This window comes from Geothrix sp. SG200 (genome assembly GCF_022808935.1).
In the GTDB taxonomy this organism is placed as follows: domain Bacteria; phylum Acidobacteriota; class Holophagae; order Holophagales; family Holophagaceae; genus Geothrix; species Geothrix alkalitolerans.
Genome location: NZ_JAKZFR010000003.1, coordinates 119,115 through 139,590, shown reverse-complemented (window position 1 = coordinate 139,590; position 20,476 = coordinate 119,115). Strand labels below are relative to the sequence as shown.

Genomic DNA, 20,476 nt, shown 5'->3' with positions numbered 1-20,476 from the left:
CGATATCTAGGGTCCGTCTCTTCATGCTGAACCCCTTCCTCCAGTACCGCCCCCAGGATCGGGGCTTCCTGCTCTGCATGCCCGAGGCGGTGGAACCCGCCGAGTGGGCGCGCGCCCTCCGGACCCTCCCGGGCGAGCTGCAGGGCCGCGAGCGCCTCACCCCCGCCAAGGCCCAGATCTTCCTGCCGGACGCCGCCCTGGTGGAGATGCACGCGGTGCCCCTCCGCTGGCAGCGGGCCTACCCCTGGCTCTCCTCCCTGGCCCTCCGCCCGGCCCATGCCGGGCCCACCCTCCGCTACTGGGCCACGGCCCTGCGCCTGCTCCAGTCCCTGGTGGTCCGCGGCGCCCTGCTGCCCCAGCTGGACACCCGCGGGAACCCCTGGAAGGCCCGCTGGGGCGTGAGCCTCACCAGCCCCTCGGACCGCACCGCCCTGCGCCAGCTGGCGGAGGCCATGCCCCCCGCGGCCCTGGCCTTCCCCGAGAACGACACCTGGGCCTTCACCAAGACCGTGGCCCTGGGCGAGCTGGACGCCTTCGACATCGAGGACGACCTCGCCATGCCGCCCTCCGTGGACGCCGTGCTGTCGGCCTTCCTGGAGGACGGGGCGGACTTCATCATGCGCTTCGTGGCCGGCGGCCTGCGGGCCGGCGATGATCCCCGCCTGGGCCTCATCCACCGGCTGCGGGGCCACAAGCGGGACCGCCTGCCCTGGGACGAACGGCTCATGGTGGCCCTGTCCCATCAGCTGCCGGAGTTCCCCACCATCGGCATCACCGAGCGCACCCTGGGCGAGCAGCTGGCCCAGTGGAGCGAGGGCGCCCGTCCCCAGTGGCTGCGGCCCCGCCTGGCCCTGGAGGCCCCGCCCGTGCCCACCCACAGCCAGGCCGTGCAGGAGGCGGACCGGCTCGTGGAGGAGGGGTGGATCCTGAAGGTGGGCCTGGAGACCGAAGCGGGCGTGGACATCGGCGTCGCCAAGCTCTGGGAGCCCAGCACCGAGCCCGAAGTGCTCCAGGCGCGCCAGGTCCTGCTGCGGGGCCTGGCCCGCGCCGTGCCCTTCTTCCCCGCCCTGGAGCGGGCCCTCTCGGGCCAGCGCCCCGAGGACCTGCTGCTGCGCCCCACCGAGGCCTGGAGCTTCCTGACCCGGGGCGCGGCCCAGCTGAAGGAGGCCGGCTTCCTCGTCCACATCCCCGAGGCCCTGGCGGACTTCGGCGGCGCCAAGCGGCTGCGCGCCAAGGTGCGCCTGGGCGCCCGCAGCGTCATCGAATCGGCCCCCGCCACCCAGGTGGGCCTGGAGGGCAGCGTCAGCGCCGACTGGTCGCTCATGCTGGGCGACGACGCCCTGAGCGTGGAGGACTTCGCCCAGATGGCGAGCCTCAAGCACCCGCTGGTGGCCTGGAAGGGCAAGTGGGTGGCCCTGGATCCCGAGACCCTCAAGCAGATCTCCACGGTCCTCCAGGCCAGCCGGGGCGCCGGCTTCGAGAGCATGACTAAGGGCGAGGCCCTGGCCGCCGCCCTCACGGGCACCGCCCGGATTCCCGGCGTGAGCGAGGCCATCGAGGTGGAGGTGGCCGGCGACTTCGGCGCCGCCCTGGAGGACCTCAAGATCCTCCCCGACAAGCCCATCACCCAGCCCGCCAGCTTCCAGGGACAGCTGCGCCCCTACCAGCTGCGCGGCCTGGCCTGGCTCGAGGGCCTGTCCCGCCTGGGCCTGGGCGGCATCCTGGCCGACGACATGGGCCTGGGCAAGACGATCCAGGTGCTGGCCCTGCTGCTGCACCGCCAGGAGCAGAGCCCCCAGCACGGCCCTGCCACCCTGCTGGTCTGCCCGACCTCTCTGCTGGGCAACTGGGAGCGGGAGCTGGCCAAGTTCGCGCCCAGCCTGCCGGTCTTCGTGCACCACGGCAACAACCGCGACCCGCTGCCCGGCACCTTCAAGCCCCACACCCTCGTGCTCACCACGTACGGCGTGGTGCGCCGCGAGGAGGACACGTTCTCCGCCCGCGCCTGGGGCATGGTGGTGGTGGACGAGGCCCAGGCCATCAAGAACGCGGGTTCGGCCCAGGCCAAGGCCGTCCGGCGCCTGCGGGGCAGCTTCCGCCTGGCCCTCACGGGCACGCCCATCGAGAACCGGCTCACGGAGCTCTGGTCCATCCTCAGCGCCGCCCTGCCCGGCTACCTGGGCAGCGAGTCCCACTTCAAGGAGGGCTTCGCCACGCCCATCGAGAAGTACCGGGATCCCGACGCCGCCCAGGAGCTGCGCCAGCGCATCGGCCCCTTCATCCTGCGCCGCCTCAAGAGCGACCGCGCCATCATCCAGGACCTGCCGGACAAGCAGGAGATGAAGGTGTTCACCACGCTCAGCCGCGAGCAGGCGGAGCTCTACCAGTACCGCGTCGAGAAGATGGACGAGGAGCTGACTGCCGCCAGCGGCATCGAACGCCGGGGCCGCATCCTGGCCCTGCTCACCCACCTCAAGCAGATCTGCAACCACCCCAGCCAGTTCCTGAAGGCCCAGGGGCCCTACCGCGGCCGAAGCGGCAAGCTGGACCGCCTCACGGAGATGCTCGAGGAGGTCGTCGAGGCCGGCGAGCGCGCCCTCGTCTTCACGCAGTTCAAGGAGATGGGCGACCGCCTGCAGATCCACCTGCAGGACGCCCTGGGCTTCGAGCCGCCCTTCCTCCATGGCGGTACCACGCGGGAGGGCCGCGACGAGCTGGTGCGCAGCTTCCAGGAGGATCCCGACTCCTCGCCGGTGCTGCTGCTGAGCCTCAAGGCCGGCGGCGTGGGCCTCAACCTCACGGCGGCCACCCATGTCTTCCACTTCGACCGCTGGTGGAACCCGGCCGTGGAGGACCAGGCCACGGACCGCACCTACCGCATCGGTCAGACCAAGAACGTGCAGGTGCACAAGCTGGTCACCATCGGCACCCTGGAGGAGAAGATCGACGCCCTGCTGGAGTCCAAGCGCGACCTCGCGGACCGCGTGGTGGGCACGGGCGAAGGATGGCTCACGGAGCTGGACGACGACGCCCTGCGGCGCCTGGTGGCGCTGGATCCCGACGCCGAGCTCATGGATGCCGATGAAGGCGGCGGGGAGGACCAGGCCCCCAGGCCGGTCCGCCGCAAGGCGAAGGAGGTGGCGCCATGATGAGCCACGCCGACCGCTTCGGCACCACCTGGTGGGGCCGCCTCTGGATCCAGGGCCTCGAGAAGCTCGGGGACGACTACGAGAACCGCCTGCCCCGCGGGAAGAAGTACGCGGAGGACGGCCACGTGTCGCACTTCAGCGTCCAGCCCGGCGAGATCCAGGCCCGGGTCCACGGCCGCAAGACCTACAACGTGACCCTGGGCCTGCCCGCCCTCACGACCGCCCAGTGGGACAAGGCCCTGGCCCGCATCGCGCAGGAGAGCCGTTTCGTGGCCTCGCTGCTGGCCGGTGAGATGCCCCAGGGCCTGGACGAGACCTTCCGCGAGGCGGGCGCCAGCCTCTACCCCCGCGTGCCCAAGGAGCTGCAGACCCACTGCGACTGCCCGGACTGGGCCAACCCCTGCAAGCACGTGGCCGCCGTCTGCTACGTGATGGCCGAGGCCCTGGACCGCGATCCCTGGCTGCTCTTCGACCTGCGCGGCAAGAGCCGCGACGAGGTGATGCAGGCCCTCCAGGCCGCCCTGGAGGCCGCCGCCGTGGCCGCCCCCAAGAAGCGCGGTCGCCCTCCCAAGAAGCAGACGACGGTGGCGGATCTCCTCAAGCGGGAGCAGGCCCAGCCCGAGCCGTGGCGGCACCTCCCCGAGGAGGCCTATGACGCCCTGCCCATGCCCCTTCCCGAGATCGCCATCCCGCGCGTGATCCCGCCCGACCCGTCCGTGTTCACCCAGCTGGGGCCCCTGCCCCACGCCCGCATCGAGACCAGCCTCTGCCTGGCGGCCCTCATGCATCGCACGGCCCAGTGGGTGCTGCAGCAGATCGAAGAAGGCCCGCGCCGCCTCGATGACGGCGAAGGCGAGGGCGAGCCTGAGCAGCCCGCCTCGCCCTTCGACACGCCCCTGCCGCCCCCGGCCAAGGCCGGCCGGAACTGGCGCCACAAGAAGCGGCGCTGGGGCAAAAAACAAGGACAATAGTCTGTTCCAGGAGTTCCCATGCGCGCCATCTCCACGTCGAACGCTCCCGCCGCCATCGGCCCCTATAGCCAGGCCCAGATCTCCGGCGGCCACCTGTTCACCTCCGGCCAGATCCCCCTCATCCCGGAAACCATGGAGATGGTCACCGGCCCCATCGAGGCCCAGGCCGAGCAGGTGCTGAAGAACCTCAGCGCCGTGCTCGCCGCCGCCAACACCGGCTGGGACCGGGTGGTGAAGACGACGGTCTTCCTCACGGACATGGGCGATTTCGCGGCCTTCAACGCCGTCTACGAGAAGGCCCTGGGCGCCGCCAAGCCCGCCCGCAGCACCGTCGCCGTGGCCGCGTTGCCGAAGGGGGCGAAGGTCGAGATCGAGCTCATCGCGGAAGTCTAAGGGTCGGGCTCTCCCTTGGCCGCTGGGCGCTCGGCTGCGCCTCGGCGCACGCGGCCCTGGCAGCCCACGAACGCACAGGGCCCCGCCCTGTGCTCCCACTCGCCTTCGGCTCGCGGAGTGGGACCCCCGGTCGAGATCGAGCTCATCGCGGAAGTCTAAGGGTCGGGCTCTCCCTTGGCCGCTGGGCGCTCGGCTGCGCCTCGGCGCACGCGGCCCTGGCAGCCCACGAACGCACAGGGCCCCGCCCTGTGCTCCCACTCGCCTTCGGCTCAGGGAGTGGGACCCCCGGTGGAAATCGAACTTATCGCCGAGGTCTAGCCCAGCCCCAGCCTCGCCTTGAGGGCCGGCGCTGCCCCGCGGCTCACTTCCACCTCGAAGCCCCCCGTCAACCGGACGAGGAGGCGGCCGGAGTCGCCGATGCGAACGCCCACCACGGCTTCGGGCCGGATCAGCAGGTGCCGGTGGCCGCGCACCACCCGGGCGCCCAGGGCCGTCTCCGCCTCGGCGAGGGTCTTCCAGGTGGTGCGCAGGCGATCCCCGGCGTAGGCCCACACGGCCTCCTCCTCGAAGGCGAAGTGGGTGGTCTTGGCCAGGTCCACGAACACCAGGCCGTCCCCCGCGCGCACGGGGAAGCGGAAGGGTCCGCCCGGGCGGGGGCCCTCCCGCTCCACGCGCGTCCGCAGGCGCTGGAGGGTGGCGCCGAGCCGCTCGGCGGTGACGGGCTTGAGCAGGTAGTCCGCCGCGGCCTGCTCGAAGGCCTTCACGGCATGCTCGGCGTAGGCCGTCACGAACACCACGGGGAGGTCCCGGGGCAGGTCGGCGGACACGTCCAGGCCCGTGAGGCCAGGCATCTGGATGTCCATGAAGAGGGCATCCACGGCCTCGCCGCGGTCCAGCCAGGCCAGCACGGAGGGGCCGTCCTCGAGCTCGGCGACCACCTCGCAGCCCGCCTCACGCAGCAGCCGTGAAAGGCGCTTCAGGTTGAAGGGCTCGTCCTCGGCCACGAGCACGCGCAGGGGCTTCACGGCGCCACCTCCAGATCCAGCTCGGCGATGGTCCAGTCGCCCTCCCGGCGCAGCCGCAGAGCCTCCGGTCCCGCCCCCAGCAGGTCCAGGCGCTCCCGCAGGTTCGCCAGCCCCACGCCCTTCCCCTCGCCGTCCGGCGCCGGGCCGGTGTTGGCCACGCGGATGTGGAGGCGGGTCCCCTCGCCGCGCACCACGACCTCCAGCTCGCCGCCCCCGACGGCCTTCGACACGCCGTGCTTCAGGGCGTTCTCGACCAGCGGCTGGATCATGAGGGGCGGGACCTCCGTGGCGTCCAGCCCGGCGGGCCAGTCCCAGCGCTCCCGGAGGCGCCGGCCCAGGCGGATGCGCTCCAAGGCCAGGTGCCGCTCCACCAGGCGGCGCTCGTCGCCCAGGGGGACCCGCAGGCGAGAGCCCTGGTCCAGCAGGGCCCTCAACAGGTCCGACAGGTTCACCAGCGCGGCTTCCGCAGCCGCCGGATCCTCGCGCACCAGCTCCGTGAGCCCGCTGATGGCGTTGAAGAGCACGTGCGGGTTCATCTGACCCTGAAGGGCACGGGTCTGGGCCTCCTTCGCCGCGCGGCGTGCGGCCGCCTCCTGGAACTCGGCGCGCTCGCGATCCGCCAGCACCCAGCCCAGCAGGAGGCCGAAGCAGAGGTGCGCGACGCCGAGGGCCCAGAAGCGCGGATGGATGGGGAACCCATGCCCTTCGGCGCCCGGACCCATCATTGAGCCGGGCATCGGGCCCGGTCCTCGGCGGGGGCCGCCGTGCTCCATCATGCCCATGCCCCGGCCCGGCCCGGCCCCCGGCCCCCGGCCCATGGGCATGGGCGAGGCGCCCGCGGCCGTCAGGGCCAGCAGCGCCACCAGAGTGAGGGCCGCCATCCAGGGGAGGGCCTGGACGGCCCCGCGCAGGGGACCGGCCATGGGCGCCTCGTCCCCGCTCCACTGCCAGGGCAGCGGCGCGAGCACCAGGAAGAGGACCACCCACAGCGAGGGCGCCAGCAGGTCCAGGAGATCGGGACCGGGCCATCCCAGGAGCAGCCTCGCGCCGTTCCAGGCGAGGCCGAACAGCAGCGCGGCGCCCCAGGTCCGGGGGCGCCGCGTCCGCTGCCAGGTGGCCTGGAGGACCGCAGAGGCGCGCATCGCTGGTCAGGATAGCGGCTGGCCGGTCACTTCCCCATCGGACAGTCAGGGTTCATCCCCGGGCCGCGCCCGTGGCGAGGCCCCATGCCGGCGCCGCGTCCCATGCCGGGACCCATGCCGGGACCCATGCCGGGACCTTGGGGCATCTTCTCGAACTGGGCCTTCTGCTCGGGCGTCAGCAGAGGGACGATCTCCTGCCGCACGGCGCGGTGCTCCAGCATCACGGCGAACTGGGCGGCGGAGGCCTTCTCGTGCAGGGCCTGGAGCGTCTTGGCATCGGTGCCGGCGTTGGCCATGGCCTCCCGCAGGGCCTGGCGGGCGGCCTGGGCGGTTTCCACCTTGGCCTGGATGGCCGCCTGGTGGCGCTCATGGATGGCCTTCACCTGGGTCTGCTGGGCCTCGGTGAGGTGGAGGGCCCTGAGGCCCCGACCAGACGCAAATCCGGGTCCGAAGCCTGGGCCCCGGCCCTGGGCGGCCAGAGAGACGCCGAGAACCAGCACGGCGGCGGCGAGCGTGGTGAATCGGAAGGGATGGGAGGTCATGGGAAGCTCCTGGAGGGTCGGGGACGGATCATCCGTCCACACCAGGAGATGCCCACCACAGGGGAAAGGTGGAGCCGGGTTCGCGAATGGCAGAAGCAGGGGGCCGAATCGCAGCTTCAGGGGGTCGAACGGCGCTCAGTTGCTCCGCAGCCGCTTCCGGTAGAGCTGGGCGATCTCCGCGGGCAGCGGGTAGAGGGAGGCCTGCGTCACGGCCGTCTGGCCCTGGCGGGACAGGATGAACTGCAGGAACTCGGAGAGGGCCGGCGCGAGGGCCTTGCCCGGAGCCCGGTTCAGGTAGAAGTAGTAGGTCCGGGACAGGGGGTACTTGCCCGACACCACGTTCTCCTGGGTGGGCGGCACCGGGTCCTTGGCCTGCAGGGGCGTCACTGCCAGCGTCTTGTTCCGCGACAGCCAGTTGGAGAGCGTGGCGATCCCGAGACCGTTGCCGTCGGTCATCACGGCCTCCGCGATGCTCGGCCAGTCCACTTCGTCATGCACGGTGGGCTTGTACTTGCCCTTCAGGAGCACCAGGTCGCGGATGGCCGAGCGCGAGGCCGTGCCCTCCGCGCGCATGTAGGGGTGGATGGGGCGCTTGGCGTAGTCGCCCCGCACGCCCAGGTCGCCCCAGGTGTCCACGGCCGAGTCCTTGTGGTAGCCGGCGTTGCGGGTGGTGGAGAAGGCCGCGTCCAGCTGGTCCATCCCGATGTCCTTGATGGGATTGCCAGCGTTCACCAAGACGATGAAGGCGTCGTAGCAGACCACCAGCTTGGTGGGCGCATAGCCGAACTTCTTCTCGAAGGCCTGGTACTCGTCGAGGGTGAGCTCCCGGGCCATGTGGATCATGGGAACCGTGCCGTCCATCAGCGCCTTCACGGCGGTGGTGGACAGGCCATTGACGACCCGGAACTGCACCTGGGGCTGCACCGCCCGGAACCCGGTCTTCCACTCCTCCCAGACATCCGTGAGGGAGTCGGCCCCGACGCTTTCGATGGTCGCGTTCACGTTCTGGGTGGCGGCATAGGAGGACAGGCCTGGGTCCAGCTTGGAGGCGTGCTGGGCCACCCCCTGGCCGAGAAGCAGGGTGCTGGTGGCGATGGCGAAGAAGAACGGGCGCACGGAAACTCCTGCCTAGACAAACACGGAACTCATGAAGCAAGTCGACTTGTAGGGTCCTGGTAAGGCCCCGGAAAGCTCCAGCTTACTGTATTTCATGATTATTCTTTTAGCTTTTTACCAAGCCAGGCCGGGACCGCAGACCGGAGATCACCCTTCCTCGGTTTCCCCGATGTCCTCCTCGATGCCCTCCCACCGCCGGTGCGCCTGGAAGGCGGGATCCTCCAAGCGGGTCATGAAATCCGCCATGCGAGGACCCCAGGTCGAGCCGGACACGCAGCCTTCCGGGGCGTGGGGCAGCAGGTCCGCCGGAGCCTCCTCCAGGCAGAGCTGGGTGAGGATCAGGCTCTGGCGGTAGCTTTCCCCCACCGGGGTGAGATTGGCGGCCAGGGTCTCCAGCACCTCTGCCAAGGGGGCGTCCTCGGCCAGCCCTTCGAGTTCCGCCTCCAGGAGCGCCACGGTCTTCAACCGCGCCGCGAGGAGCTTGAGATGCAACCGCTCCAGGTCCCGGCGGGCGGCACCCCGGGCCAGGGCATGGGCCGCGTCCTCCAGGTGCGGGTGGAGCTTGCGGAACAGCAGGGACAGGGCGGTTTCCGCCGCAGACAGGGGCACAGCTTCGGTCATGACCCCAGCCTACTACCGCCGCCTCCGGACGCATCCCATTGGACGGATGGGCCTCCCCTGGTTCAGCATGAGGGCAGGAGTTCCTGTGGCCCTATCGGACCTGCTCGATCTGACGACGCTCCAGAATCTGGTGGAGCTGGACGACGGCCAGCATGGGCTGGTGGTCGAGATGATCGGCATCTTCCGGGACGATACCCAGGGGCGCATCGAGGACATCCTCGCGGCGGCAGGCCTGGACGATGCCGAAGCTTTTTCCCGGGCCTCGCACGCCCTCAAGGGCGGGGCCGGCGCCCTGGGCGCCAAGGCGCTTCGGGCCCTGGCGGCGGACCTGGAGGCGCTGGGCCGCAAGGGCTCCGTGGAGGCCGGCCCCGATCTGCGTCCCCGCCTGGAAGCCCTGTTCCAGGAGAGCCTCGCGGCCCTGGAGGCCTATGTGCGCGAGGGTCAGGCCAAGTAAGGTTCAGGGCTCGCCGAAGGACTTCACGCCGACGGTGCCCTTGGGCGGTGGCTGATCGCTGATCTGCACGCGGCCCGTGGCGTCGGTCCACTGGTAGATGCGCGTGGCGGCCCGCTGCTGGACCGTGGGTTCGGATACGGTCTTCTCTTCCTCCACCTTGAATCCGCCGCGACCCTTCTTGAGCAGGGCCATGCTGCCCGCCAGCTTCGGATCGGGCTGGACGGCCTTGCGCTGGTAGAGGTCCAGCACCTTGGGCACGTAGGCCCGGGTCTCGCGGAAGGGGGGGATGCCCTTGTAGCGGTTCACGGCGCCCTCGCCGGCGTTGTAGGCCGCCACCACCTTGTTCAGGTCGCCCTCGTAGTAGCCGTGGAGCCACTTCAGGTACTTCACGCCGCCGCTGATGTTCTGGCGGGGATCGAAGGGATCGAGCACACCGAAACGCTCGGCCGTGGAGGGCATGAGCTGCATGAGCCCCAGGGCCCCTGCCTTCGATCGGGCCTTGTAGTTGAAGGCGCTCTCGGCCTGGATGATGGCCCGGGCCAGGTGGATGTCCACGCCCTCCGCCTGGGCGATCTCGTCCACCAGCGCGATGAGCTCGGGGCTCCGGAGCGCCTTCGCCATCTCCGCGGAGGTCACTGCGAGGCGCACCTTGCCCACACCCACATGCTTGAGCACCAGGCCCTGGCTCTTGACGTAGCTGGGCGGCAGGTTGTTGATCACCAGCCGGCCCTGCTTGTCGTAGTAGGTGTAGAGGTAGGTGACGCCGGGCTTCGCGGCCCTGGAAGCCTTCGGCATCCCGGCGCCGAGCATCAGGGCAGGCACCAGGGCGGCGAAGGGGAGGATGAGGAACGGGCGGACCATCGAACTCCATGATACGTGCACGGAAATCGACAAGCCCGCTTTTGGGGGCGGGCATCCTCGGCCTCCTGGCATAAGCTCCTCGCCGGGTCCCGACTTCGCAGGCTGCCCCGCAGCCTGCTCCGTCACCCGGCGGTCGTGTGGCATAAGCTCCTCGCCGGGTCCCGACTTCGCAGGCTGCCCCGCAGCCTGCTCCGTCACCCGGCGGTCGCTTACATATTTCTCCGGTACTGCCCGCCCACCTCGTAGAGGGCGCTGCTGATCTGGCCGAGGCTGCAGACCTTGGCGGCGTCCAGCAGGGCCAGGAAGAGGTTGCCGCGGGCCTGGGCGACCTCCTTGAGTCGGGCCAGGGCCGCGGGCGCACGGTCGGCGTTGCGGGCGTGGAAGGCCTCGAGGTTGCGGATCTGCTGCTGCTTCTCGGCCTCGGTGCTGCGGATCAGCTCGGGCGCGCCCAGCTCGGCGGGCTTGGGGTTCAGGAAGGTGTTCACGCCCACGATGGGCAGCTCCCCGCTGTGCTTGAGGTGCTCGTAGTGCATGGACTCTTCCTGGATCTTGCCGCGCTGGTACATGGTCTCCATGGCGCCCAGCACGCCGCCGCGGTCCGCGATGCGGCGGAACTCCGCCAGCACGGCCTCCTCCACCAGCTCCGTGAGCTGCTCGATGAGGAAGGAGCCCTGGAGCGGGTTCTCGTTCTTCGCCTCGCCCAGTTCGCGGTTGATGATGAGCTGGATGGCGATGGCCCGGCGCACGCTCTCCTCGGTGGGCGTGGTGATGGCCTCGTCATAGGCGTTGGTGTGCAGGCTGTTGCAGTTGTCATAGATGGCGTAGAGGGCCTGCAGCGTGGTGCGGATGTCGTTGAAGTCGATCTCCTGCGCGTGCAGGGAGCGGCCCGAGGTCTGGATGTGGTACTTCAGCTTCTGGCTGCGGTCATTGGCGCCGTACTTCTCCTTCATGGCCACGGCCCAGATGCGGCGGGCCACACGGCCGATGACGCTGTACTCGGGATCGAGGCCGTTGCTGAAGAAGAAGCTGAGGTTCGGCGCAAAGTCGTCGATGTGCATGCCGCGGGAGAGGTAGTACTCGACGAAGGTGAAGCCGTTGGCCAGGGTGAAGGCCAGCTGGCTGATGGGGTTCGCCCCCGCCTCGGCGATGTGGTAGCCGCTGATGCTCACGGAGTAGAAGTTGCGGACCTTCTCCTCGATGAAGGTCTGCTGGATGTCGCCCATGACCTTGAGGCTGAACTCCGTGCTGAAGATGCAGGTGTTCTGGGCCTGGTCCTCCTTGAGGATGTCGGCCTGAACGGTGCCACGCACGGTCTGGAGGGCTTCGGTCCGCAGCTTGGCGTAGACCTCGGGCGGCAGCACCTCGTCGGCGGTGGCGCCCAGGAGCGCCAGGCCCAGGCCGTCGTTGCCCTCGGGCAGCGTCTCGCCATAGCGGGGGCGGGTCATGCCCTTGGCCGCGTACAGCGCGTCGATCTTCTTCTGGGCCGTCTCCAGCTGTCCGTGTTCCTTCAGCCACACCTCGGCCCGCTGATCGATGGCGGCGTTGAGGAAGAAGGCCAGCATGGTGGGCGCTGGCCCGTTGATGGTCATGCTCACGCTGGTGGTGGGGCAGAGCAGGTCGAAGCCGGAATAGAGCTTCTTGGCGTCGTCCACGGTGCAGACGGAGACGCCGCTGTTGCCGATCTTGCCGTAGATGTCGGGGCGGACGTGGGGGTCCTCGCCGTAGAGGGTCACGCTGTCGAAGGCGGTGCTGAGGCGCACGGCCGGCTGGCCCTTGCTCACGTAGTGGAAGCGCTTGTTGGTGCGCTCGGGCGTGCCCTCGCCGGCGAACATGCGGGTGGGATCCTCGCCCACGCGCTTGTACTCGAACACGCCGGCCGTGTACGGGAAGCGGCCCGGCAGGTTCTCCAGCAGCTGCCAGCGGAGCAGCTCGCCCCAGCCCGAGAAGGGCGGCAGGGCCACCTTGGGGACCATAGAGCCGCTGAGGGACATCGTGTAGTTCTGGGTCCGGATCTCCTTGCCGCGCACCACGTAAACGTTCTCGGGCTCGGTGTAGCTGCGCTTCAGCTCGGCCCAGTCGTGGATGAGGCGCCGGCTCTCGGCGTGCAGCTCGCCCAGGTGCTCCTGGTAGCGCTGGCGCAGCACCAGGATGGCTGTGCCCTGGTCTCCCTCGCCAGCTTCCGTGAGGTGCACGGCGTCGTAGAAGGCGCCCGCGGGCGGCACTTTGTCACCCAGGGCGCGGAGGCTGGTCCAGAGGGCGTGGGCCAGCTCGGCGGTCTCCGCCTGGCGACGGGCCCAGGCCTTGAAGCCCTGGACGGCGTCGGCGATCTCCGCCAGGTAGCGCACCCGCTCCGGCGGGATGATGGCGGCGCGGCGCGGGTTCCCCGGCTCGGCTTCCAGCGTCGGGGCCCAGGCCACGCCCGTCTTCGCCGCCAGGGCCTTCACCAGGTTCACGAAGAGCCAGTTGGTGGCGGGGTCGTTGAACTGGCTGGCGCAGGTGGCGTAGACCGGCATGTCGTCGGCGGGCTCGCTGAAGCGCTTGTGGGCCCGCTGGTACTGCTTCCGCACGTCCCGCAGGGCATCCTCGGCCCCGCGCTTGTCGGCCTTGTTGAGCACGACGAGGTCGGCGAAGTCCAGCATGTCGATCTTCTCGAGCTGGCTGGCGGCGCCGTATTCCGGCGTCATCACGTACATCGAGAGATCCACCAGGTCCGCGATCTCGCTGTCGCTCTGGCCAATGCCCGCGGTCTCGACGATGACCAGGTCGTAGCCCTCGGCCTTGGCGGCGGCGATGCTGGCCACCAGCGCCTCGCTGGTGGCTCGGTGGGCCGCGCCGCGGGTGGCCAGGCTGCGCATGAAGACCCGGTCCCGCAGCTGGGGATGGTAGAGCGAGTTCATGCGGATGCGGTCGCCCAGCAGGGCGCCGCCAGTCTTGCGCTTGGTGGGATCCACGCTGAGCACCGCGACGCGGTTCTCGGGGAAATCCACCAGGAAACGGCGGAGGAGCTCGTCGATGAGGGACGATTTGCCGGCGCCTCCCGTACCGGTGATGCCGAGGACGGGCACCTTCTTGGAAGGCGCTTCGAACCTGCCCGCGGCGCCCGCCTCGACCTCGGTGATCTTCCGCGCCAGCGGCAGCGCCGCGGGCTTTTCGCGCGGATCGAAGTCGCAGCGCGCCACCATGTCGTCGATCATGCCCTGGAGGCCCATGTGGCGTCCGTCCTCGGGGCTGTAGATGCGGCCCACGCCGTAGGCCTCCAGCTCGCGGATCTCCTCGGGGACGATGACGCCGCCGCCGCCGCCGAAGACCTGGATGTGGCCGGCGCCCCGCTCCCGGAGCAGGTCCACCATGTACTTGAAGAACTCCACGTGGCCGCCCTGGTAGCTGGAGAGGGCGATGCCCTGGGCATCCTCCTGGATGGCCGTCTCCACGATGTCCTGCACCGAGCGGTTGTGGCCCAGGTGGATCACCTCGCAGCCCGTGGCCTGGATGATGCGCCGCATGATGTTGATGGCCGCGTCGTGGCCGTCGAAGAGGCTGGCGGCCGTGACGAACCGGATCTTGTGCTTGGGCGTGTAGCCCTCCGTCGCGTGGGCGGCTTCGGGCATGGCGAGTGTGGACATGGATCCCCCCATCGGGCGAACCCTCAGTCTACCCGGGGCCTGCGCCCCTCTCGAAGGGCTGTTCACCTGGAGGTCAGTTGTCCTCGAGCAGGCCGATGGGGAAGCGGTCCTCCATGAGGCTCTGCCGCTCCTTCAGATGCTGCAGGAGGGCCTTCCACTTGGGCAGGCCCCGGAGCGGCTCCAGCATGGGGCTGCGCTCATACCAGGCTGTGCAGCCGAACCCGCGGGCGAAAGCCCGTCCCGCCATGTCCATGGCGCTGGCCCGGTCGCCGATGAGGGCATAGGCCTCGGCCAGCCGGAGGGTGAACTCGCCGTCGGGCTCGCGCATGCCGATGCGCTCCTGGTCGTATTCCCGCAGCCGCTTCCAGGCCTCGTCCTTGCGGCCCTCCAGGATCAGGTCGTAGATCTGGCTCAGGCGGACGATGTTCGGATAGCCGTTGGCCAGGGATGCCGCGGCCTTGAACTCCCGCTGGGCCTTCGTCTGGTCCCCCAGCACCAGGGCCAGGTAGCCCCGGTAGAAGGGCAGCACCCCGGAGGTGCTGCGCAGGTGGCCCGGCTGCTCCTGGAGGCTGGCCTCGAAGCGCTGGATCTCCCCGGTGTACAGGCAGGTGATGTCCACGGCCTGGGGCTGCAGATGGGCGAAGGCCAGCTGGTCCCGGAGGTCCATGGCGCGCCGCGCCAGGGGCAGGAGTCCGGCTCCTCGGGCCGCATAGGCGATGCCGGTGAGCAGCGTGGGGTTGTAGGGCTGCCGGCGCCGTGCCTGCATCAGCAGGTCCAGGGCCTCGCCCTGATCGCCGCCGTCCGTCTTCAGCAGCGACAGCAGGAAGAGCCCTCTGGGATGGTAGGGGGCCAGGTCCAACCCGCGCTGGATGAGGTTCTCCGTCTCCGCCTGCTCCTGGCGGAAGGCCGCCGGGTTGTTCAACATGCGCCGGTAGCGGAGGTTGCCGATGAGGATCCAGGCGCTGGCGCAGGACGGCTCCGTCGCGGCGGACCGCTCCGCCAGCGCCAGGGCCTCCTCCAGGTGCTCGTTCTTGAGCCGCCAGGCGCCGGCCTTGATCAGGTCCCAGAAGCTGGCGGGCTGCCGGGGGACCAGCGGAGAGGCCGAAGGCACGCGGATGCGCTTCGGGAAGCCGCCCAGGAAGGCTTCGAAGGCCTCCGCGGGCTTCAGCGGCGGCGCCTGGACGCGCTTCCAGACAGGGGGCGCACCCTTCGTCAGACCATCCCCCCAGACATAGCGATAGGAAAGCGCCAGCGCCTCTCCCTGCCGGGAGGGCTGCAGCTCCACCACCAGGGTCTGGGCCTGGGTGCGGAGGTCCTCCAGGTCCGCAGGCAGCTCCGTGACGCTGGTGACGGCCGCCTGGCCAAAGGCCTCCAGGTGGTCCTGCACCAGGGCCCCGATGGCCCGGCAGGAGGCAGGGTCGAGGCTTGCGCCCGGGTCCAGGCCTGGGTCCGCGCTCAGCCCGCTGCCCGGCGTGACCAGAAGCACGCGGAGAGGGCTGCGGAGGCCCCGGGCGGCCAGCCACCAGGCCAGGCCTCCCCCCGCACCGAGGATGGCAAGGAACAGCAGGCCCAGGACCAGGGCTGGGCGGCGGGGATGGAAGGTGGATTCACGCATCGGGTCATTCAAGGTTACGGGTTTTTCATGATCCCCCAAAGGAGGAAGGTGGTTCGGCGACCCCCACGTCTGCGCTTGGCCCCATATCCCCGCAAAGCCGCATAATCTCCGAGGAGCCGCCATGAACCCCAGCCCCCGCCGCCTCCTATCGGTCCTGGCCACCCTCCTGGCCTGCCTCGCGGCCACCCTCGCGGCTTGGCCCCTCATGGCCCAGTCGACGGCCCAGGCACCCAGCGAGGAGGCCACCATCCAGCGCTTCCGCGCCCACGCGGCCCCCCGCGCCGTCGCGAAGCGCCCTCCCCTCAGCGCCGAGGAGCAGAACACCATCCGGCGCTTCAAGGAGGCCAAACCCAGCGTGGTGTATGTCTCCGCCATCGCCCCCGTCCAGGACCTGCGGACTCGGGACATCACCAAGATCCCCACGGGCACGGGCACCGGCTTCGTGTGGGACGAGTGGGGGCACGTGGTCACCAACCACCACGTCATCACTGTGGAGGACCAGGGCAAGCGCATCGGCGATGTGGACGAGGTGGAGGTCACCCTCGCGGACGGCAAGACCTACAAGGGCCGGGTCATCGGCACCAGCTTCGCCTACGACATCTCCGTGCTTCAGGTCTTCGCGCCCCTGGGCGCCATGCGGCCCATCCCCATCGGGCGCAGCTCCGACCTCCAGGTGGGGCAGGCCGTGATGGCCATCGGCAATCCCTTTGGCCTGGACCACACCCTCACCCGGGGCGTCATCTCCGCCCTGGGCCGGGAGATCGGCACGGGCTACAACACCCATATCCTGAACGTCATCCAGACGGACGCCGCCGTAAATCCCGGCAACTCCGGCGGGCCGCTCCTGGACAGCGCCGGGCGCCTGGTAGGCATGAACACCGCCATCGCCGCCGCCACGGGGGCCTCCGTGGGCATCGGCTTCGCCATCCCCGTGGACACCCTGAACCGGGTGGTGCCCCTGCTGATCGCGAAGGGCCGGCTGGAGCCGCCCCGCATGGGCTTCGAGACTCTGGGCAGCTACGAGGCCCAACAGATCTTCGGCATCACGCGCGGCCTGGTCGTGAAGGTGGTGGATCCGGATTCGCCCGCCGGCCGGGCTGGCCTCCGCGCCCTTGAAGTGGACGCCTCAGGCCGCGTCAAGACCATGGGCGACATCCTCCTGGGCTACCAGGGGAGGCAGATCGAGAACGAAGGGCAGTTCATGGCCATGTTGGAGCTCGAGTCCCCGGCCGACGAGGTTGTCTTCGATGTCCTGCGTGATGGGCGGGTCATCAAGGTGAAGCTGAACCTCAAGACTTCGAAGAAGAAGGAGCCCACGAGCATCTGACCCCGAGAACCCGCCTTCAGACGAGCGCGGGTCTAGTGATGGTGGTGCTCCTCCACGACCTGCGGCGGCGGTACAGAACCCTTGGCCGGGCGGGCCTTGGGGTCGAGGTAGAACAGGGGCACCCGGAGAGGCTCGTCCAGGTTGGCGCAGTGGACCAGCAGCAGGGCCTCCGGCGTGATCCCGGTGCGCCGGATCCGCAGTACCTGCCGCGCCGCCTCGCCTTCGGGCGCATCCAGCACCTGGAATCCGCGACCCTGGACCTCCGTCTTCAGGATGCGGAAGGGCTTCCCGTCCCGGGCCTTCAGCTCCAGGGCCAGGAGCGTGGTCTTCGGCTCCGTGAACACCACGCGCGAAGGCTCGGGCACCACGGGCAGCGCGATGCGCCAGTCCAGGTAGAGGGTGAAGAGGGGCTGCTTCGGCGCGTTGGTGGCCACCTTGAGCACCTCCAGACCCGCCGTGACGCCGGGCTTCAGGCGCCGGGGCCGCAGGGTCAGCCGCAGGTCCTCCCCGCTGTCCCCGGGCAGCAGCTCCGCGTCGAGGTAGTCCGGAACCTCCGAGGCCAGCACCAGCTTCAGCGGGTCGCCGCCTTCGCGCCGGAAGCGGAAGTCCAGCTCGGGGCTCTCGTGGGGGGCCACGTCGCCGAAGCTCTTGCGCTCGGCGTCCACCGTCACCTCGGGCCGCACCATCATGTCGTAGCGCAGGATGTAGTTCGGCTGGCCCGGATCGTCCGTGCCCAGGCGCACCGCCCCCTTGACGGGCCCCACCAAGCCCGTGGGATCCACCTTCACCTTCACCAGGCGGACCTCGCCGGGCTGCAGGGGCGTGGCCAGCTGGGCCTCGTCCAGGCTGAGGCCCAGGGACAGGTCCAGCACCCGCAGGTGGAAGGGCCGATCGTGGAGGCTCTTGATGCCGTAGGCCGCCTCGCGGATCTCGCGCGGGCCCACGCTGCCCAGGTGGACCGGGAAGGGCGTGGTGAGCTCGATGCGGGCGGGCGGCACCGGATCCGGCTTGGCCGGCGCGGGCGCGGCGGGCAACTGCGTCAGGAGGAGGAGAGCGGGCGGGAACAGCATGTCGAGTCCTGGAGGCGTTCCTCCAGTGTGCCGCGCCGGCGGCGTCGACCCGAGATGTTAATTGTTGTTAAGTGCATCAATTTCACCTCGCGGTCACACCCCGTCCGGATGGAATGGGGAGGATTCATTTTTCTTTCGACGAGGTGATCATGCCTGCCTTCCGCGTCCTCTTGAGCCTGGCCCTGGCCGTGGCGCTCGGGGCCCAGACCCCCAAGAAGATCCTGTTCGACCACACCCGCCACGAAGAGGCCGGCACCTCCGCCGAGTGGGTGATCTGCTCCGCCAGCGAGCCCGACCCCAGCCCGGTGGCCCCCGCCTCCGAGACCGACTGGAACGGGGGCATCAGCGCCTGGGCCTTCGACCTCTACAAGGCCGGGTACAAGGTCCAGTCCCTGCCCCCGGCGGGCCGAGTGACCTACGGCGACGCCACCAACGCCCAAGACCTCTCCAGCTACGCCGTCTACGTCATTCCCGAGCCCTACCTCCTGTTCACGGCGGCGGAGAAGCAGGCCATCCTCAGCTTCGTCCAGAACGGAGGCGGGCTGTTCATCGTGTGCAACCACCCCGGCGCCGCACGCTACAGCGGCACCGGCGGCACGGACGCCTACACCGTGTTCAACGACCTGGTGGCCGTGAACGGCGGCAACCCCTACGGCTTCACCTTCGTGCCCGGCCACGGCCCCGGCGACACCCTGGCGAACACCACCAGCACCGCCTTCGCCACGGGCACCACCCCCGCCGAGCAGGCCATCATCCACGGCGCCTACGGCGGCCTGGGGCTGATGGACTTCCACTCCTACTCGTACCTGAACTTCAACACGGCCCAGAACCCCAACGTGCAGGAGATCCTCCACACCCAGATCAGCGGGGACACGGGCTCCTTCATCGTGACCTGCACCGTGGGCTCCGGTCGTGTGGTGGCCATCAGCGACAGCGCCCCCTCGGATGACGGCACCACGACCACCGCCGGCAAGTCCCTGCACAACAGCTACACCATCAACAGCAACAAGGCCTTCTTCCTGAACGCCACCGCCTACCTGGCCGGCGACGCGGGCTCGACGGCACCCACGCCTGTGGTGGGCATCACCTCCCCCAGCGCCAACGTCACCCTGACTGCCGGCGGCTCCGTCAGCTTCCAGGGCAGCGCCACCATCGCCGACGGCAGCGCCATGACCTACGGCTGGTCTTTCGGTGACGGAGGCACCGCCTCCGTGCTGGGCCCCGTCAGCCACACCTACGCGACCGCGGGCACCTACACCGCCACCTTCACGGCCACCAGCAACCAGGGCAAGTCCGCCTCCGCCAGCCGCACCATCACGGTGACGCCGGCCTCCTACACGATCACGGCCAGCGCCGGGACCGGCGGCACCATCACCCCCTCGGGCGCCGTCACCGTGACCTCGGGCGGCAGCCAGGCCTTCACCATCAGCCCCTCCACCGGCTACGTCATCAGCAGCGTCGCTGTCGACGGCGTGAACCAGGGCGCCCTCGGCTCCTACACCTTCAGCAACGTCACGGCCGGCCACACCATTGCCGCCGCCTTCGCCGCCAGCGCCGGCAGCAGCCTGAAGGAGACCTTCGACACGGGCACGAAGGGGGCCTATGCCGTAGGCAGCGTCGCCCTCGCCACTGGCTCCTGGACCCTGGATGACGCCCTCCTGGGCAACACCACCGCCGATCGCAAGGTGGGCGCCCAGAGCGTGCGCACCCGCAACAGCGGCAAGGTGACGATGGCCTTCAACTTCGCCACGGGCGCCAAGACCGTCTCCGTGAAGCACGCCAAGTACGGCAGCGACGGCAACTCCACCTGGGGCCTCTGGTACTCCACCAACAGCGGCTCCACCTGGATCCAGGCCGGAAGCAGCGTGACCACCACCTCCACCACCTTGGCCACCGCCACCTTCACCGTGAACGTGGCGGGCGCCATCCGCTTCCAGATCCGCAAGACCGACGGATCCGCCAACCGGGTGAACTTCGACGACTTCCAGATCGCCGGCTACTGATCCACCCGCGCCCCGTGAACCCCGGGCCCCGGCCCGGGGTTTTTCGTTATGCTCCCCCCATGAAGAGCCATCGGAAGGTCCTCACCCTCCACCTGCCCGGCCGCACGGGCTTCGTGAACATCACGGCCGAGGTGGCTGCCGCGGTCCGGGAGAGCGGCGTGCGGGAGGGCCTCTGCCTGGTGAACTCCATGCACATCACCTCCAGCGTCTTCATCAACGACGAGGAGTCCGGCCTGAAGCAGGACTACCTGCGCTGGCTGGAGAAGCTGGCCCCCTTCAACGCCGGCAGCGACCCCGCCACGGGCGGCTACCTCCACAACCGCACGGGCGAGGACAACGGCGACGCCCACCACAAGCGCCAGATCATGGGCCGCGAGGTGGTGGTGGCCATCACCGGCGGGCAGCTGGACTTCGGCACCTGGGAGCAGATCTTCTACGGGGAGTTCGACGGCCGGAGGGACAAGCGTGTTCTTATCAAAATCCTCGGAGAATGACTCCATCTATCGAACGCCGCACTGCGGCGTCCTCCCAGGATCCGCTATCGCAGATCCTGGAGATGGAGCC

16 protein-coding genes are annotated in these 20,476 nt (G+C 69.8%); 7 read left to right on the top strand and 9 right to left on the bottom strand.

Annotated elements, in window-relative coordinates:
• Nucleotides 1–23 precede the first annotated feature (23 nt).
• The 3 genes from ML539_RS08485 to ML539_RS08475 are packed head-to-tail and all read left to right on the top strand — an operon-like array spanning nucleotide 24 to nucleotide 4,513.
• Nucleotides 24–3,149 (top strand): DEAD/DEAH box helicase, encoded by a 3,126-nt coding sequence (locus ML539_RS08485; RefSeq protein WP_243322516.1) that lies wholly within the window; start codon nucleotides 24–26, stop codon nucleotides 3,147–3,149.
• Nucleotides 3,146–4,120, top strand: a complete 975-nt coding sequence (locus ML539_RS08480) for an SWIM zinc finger family protein (RefSeq protein ID WP_243322514.1) — start codon at nucleotides 3,146–3,148, stop codon at nucleotides 4,118–4,120. Before ML539_RS08485 ends, ML539_RS08480 begins: the two co-directional genes overlap by 4 nt.
• Nucleotides 4,121–4,138: 18 nt before the next feature.
• Entirely contained in the window at nucleotides 4,139–4,513 is a 375-nt protein-coding gene (locus ML539_RS08475; protein WP_243322511.1) for a RidA family protein, read from the top strand.
• Nucleotides 4,514–4,827: 314 nt separating this feature from the next.
• On the opposite strand, the gene ML539_RS08470 is transcribed toward ML539_RS08475, so the two are convergent.
• The 5 genes from ML539_RS08470 to ML539_RS08450 all read right to left on the bottom strand — a co-directional run bounded on the left by ML539_RS08470 (nucleotide 4,828) and on the right by ML539_RS08450 (nucleotide 8,959).
• Nucleotides 4,828–5,538, bottom strand: coding sequence for a response regulator (locus tag ML539_RS08470; protein WP_243322776.1), 711 nt, complete (start codon nucleotides 5,536–5,538; stop codon nucleotides 4,828–4,830).
• A complete protein-coding gene (locus ML539_RS15480; RefSeq protein ID WP_279341568.1) occupies nucleotides 5,535–6,680 on the bottom strand; it encodes a histidine kinase in 1,146 nt (381 codons plus the stop codon). The genes ML539_RS08470 and ML539_RS15480 overlap by 4 nt, the downstream gene beginning before the upstream one ends.
• A gap of 26 nt (nucleotides 6,681–6,706) precedes the next feature.
• Nucleotides 6,707–7,222 (bottom strand): Spy/CpxP family protein refolding chaperone, encoded by a 516-nt coding sequence (locus ML539_RS08460; RefSeq protein ID WP_243322509.1) that lies wholly within the window; start codon nucleotides 7,220–7,222, stop codon nucleotides 6,707–6,709.
• Between the two features lie 135 nt (nucleotides 7,223–7,357).
• Nucleotides 7,358–8,338, bottom strand: coding sequence for a substrate-binding domain-containing protein (locus ML539_RS08455; RefSeq protein WP_243322507.1), 981 nt, complete (start codon nucleotides 8,336–8,338; stop codon nucleotides 7,358–7,360).
• A 147-nt stretch (nucleotides 8,339–8,485) separates the two neighbouring features.
• A complete protein-coding gene (locus tag ML539_RS08450) occupies nucleotides 8,486–8,959 on the bottom strand; it encodes a hypothetical protein (RefSeq protein WP_243322506.1) in 474 nt (157 codons plus the stop codon).
• A gap of 85 nt (nucleotides 8,960–9,044) precedes the next feature.
• Between ML539_RS08450 and ML539_RS08445 the strand changes: the two genes are divergently transcribed.
• On the top strand, nucleotides 9,045–9,413 hold the full coding sequence (locus ML539_RS08445; protein ID WP_243322505.1) for an Hpt domain-containing protein: 369 nt from the start codon (nucleotides 9,045–9,047) through the stop codon (nucleotides 9,411–9,413).
• Nucleotides 9,414–9,416: 3 nt separating this feature from the next.
• On the opposite strand, the gene ML539_RS15475 is transcribed toward ML539_RS08445, so the two are convergent.
• The 3 genes from ML539_RS15475 to ML539_RS08425 all read right to left on the bottom strand — a co-directional run bounded on the left by ML539_RS15475 (nucleotide 9,417) and on the right by ML539_RS08425 (nucleotide 15,512).
• Nucleotides 9,417–10,274 (bottom strand): transglycosylase SLT domain-containing protein, encoded by an 858-nt coding sequence (locus tag ML539_RS15475; protein WP_279341567.1) that lies wholly within the window; start codon nucleotides 10,272–10,274, stop codon nucleotides 9,417–9,419.
• Nucleotides 10,275–10,483: 209 nt separating this feature from the next.
• Nucleotides 10,484–13,897, bottom strand: a complete 3,414-nt coding sequence (locus tag ML539_RS08430) for a methylmalonyl-CoA mutase family protein (protein ID WP_243322503.1) — start codon at nucleotides 13,895–13,897, stop codon at nucleotides 10,484–10,486.
• 73 nt (nucleotides 13,898–13,970) lie between these two features.
• A complete protein-coding gene (locus tag ML539_RS08425; RefSeq protein WP_243322501.1) occupies nucleotides 13,971–15,512 on the bottom strand; it encodes a hypothetical protein in 1,542 nt (513 codons plus the stop codon).
• Between the two features lie 121 nt (nucleotides 15,513–15,633).
• Here ML539_RS08425 and ML539_RS08420 point away from each other — a divergent pair, with 121 nt between their 5' ends.
• Entirely contained in the window at nucleotides 15,634–16,839 is a 1,206-nt protein-coding gene (locus tag ML539_RS08420; protein ID WP_243322499.1) for a trypsin-like peptidase domain-containing protein, read from the top strand.
• A gap of 32 nt (nucleotides 16,840–16,871) precedes the next feature.
• Here the strand turns inward: ML539_RS08420 and ML539_RS08415 are convergent, their stop codons facing one another.
• On the bottom strand, nucleotides 16,872–17,909 hold the full coding sequence (locus tag ML539_RS08415) for a hypothetical protein (RefSeq protein WP_243322497.1): 1,038 nt from the start codon (nucleotides 17,907–17,909) through the stop codon (nucleotides 16,872–16,874).
• A 149-nt stretch (nucleotides 17,910–18,058) separates the two neighbouring features.
• Here ML539_RS08415 and ML539_RS08410 point away from each other — a divergent pair, with 149 nt between their 5' ends.
• Both ML539_RS08410 and ML539_RS08405 read left to right on the top strand, forming a co-directional pair.
• A complete protein-coding gene (locus tag ML539_RS08410) occupies nucleotides 18,059–19,912 on the top strand; it encodes a PKD domain-containing protein (RefSeq protein WP_243322495.1) in 1,854 nt (617 codons plus the stop codon).
• Between the two features lie 59 nt (nucleotides 19,913–19,971).
• On the top strand, nucleotides 19,972–20,406 hold the full coding sequence (locus ML539_RS08405) for a secondary thiamine-phosphate synthase enzyme YjbQ (protein WP_243322493.1): 435 nt from the start codon (nucleotides 19,972–19,974) through the stop codon (nucleotides 20,404–20,406).
• The last annotated feature ends 70 nt before the right edge of the window (nucleotides 20,407–20,476 follow it).

What these genes read in the sequence shown, in the direction of transcription:
- ML539_RS15480 (WP_279341568.1), bottom strand. Translation starts at nt 6,680, where the DNA reads ATGCGCGCCTCTGCGGTCCTCCAGGCCACCTGGCAGCGGACGCGGCGC.
- ML539_RS15475 (WP_279341567.1), bottom strand. Translation starts at nt 10,274, where the DNA reads ATGGTCCGCCCGTTCCTCATCCTCCCCTTCGCCGCCCTGGTGCCTGCC.
- ML539_RS08480 (WP_243322514.1), top strand. Translation starts at nt 3,146, where the DNA reads ATGATGAGCCACGCCGACCGCTTCGGCACCACCTGGTGGGGCCGCCTC.
- ML539_RS08450 (WP_243322506.1), bottom strand. Translation starts at nt 8,959, where the DNA reads ATGACCGAAGCTGTGCCCCTGTCTGCGGCGGAAACCGCCCTGTCCCTG.
- ML539_RS08460 (WP_243322509.1), bottom strand. Translation starts at nt 7,222, where the DNA reads ATGACCTCCCATCCCTTCCGATTCACCACGCTCGCCGCCGCCGTGCTG.
- ML539_RS08485 (WP_243322516.1), top strand. Translation starts at nt 24, where the DNA reads ATGCTGAACCCCTTCCTCCAGTACCGCCCCCAGGATCGGGGCTTCCTG.
- ML539_RS08475 (WP_243322511.1), top strand. Translation starts at nt 4,139, where the DNA reads ATGCGCGCCATCTCCACGTCGAACGCTCCCGCCGCCATCGGCCCCTAT.
- ML539_RS08415 (WP_243322497.1), bottom strand. Translation starts at nt 17,909, where the DNA reads ATGCTGTTCCCGCCCGCTCTCCTCCTCCTGACGCAGTTGCCCGCCGCG.
- ML539_RS08410 (WP_243322495.1), top strand. Translation starts at nt 18,059, where the DNA reads ATGCCTGCCTTCCGCGTCCTCTTGAGCCTGGCCCTGGCCGTGGCGCTC.
- ML539_RS08430 (WP_243322503.1), bottom strand. Translation starts at nt 13,897, where the DNA reads ATGTCCACACTCGCCATGCCCGAAGCCGCCCACGCGACGGAGGGCTAC.
- ML539_RS08420 (WP_243322499.1), top strand. Translation starts at nt 15,634, where the DNA reads ATGAACCCCAGCCCCCGCCGCCTCCTATCGGTCCTGGCCACCCTCCTG.
- ML539_RS08405 (WP_243322493.1), top strand. Translation starts at nt 19,972, where the DNA reads ATGAAGAGCCATCGGAAGGTCCTCACCCTCCACCTGCCCGGCCGCACG.
- ML539_RS08425 (WP_243322501.1), bottom strand. Translation starts at nt 15,512, where the DNA reads ATGCGTGAATCCACCTTCCATCCCCGCCGCCCAGCCCTGGTCCTGGGC.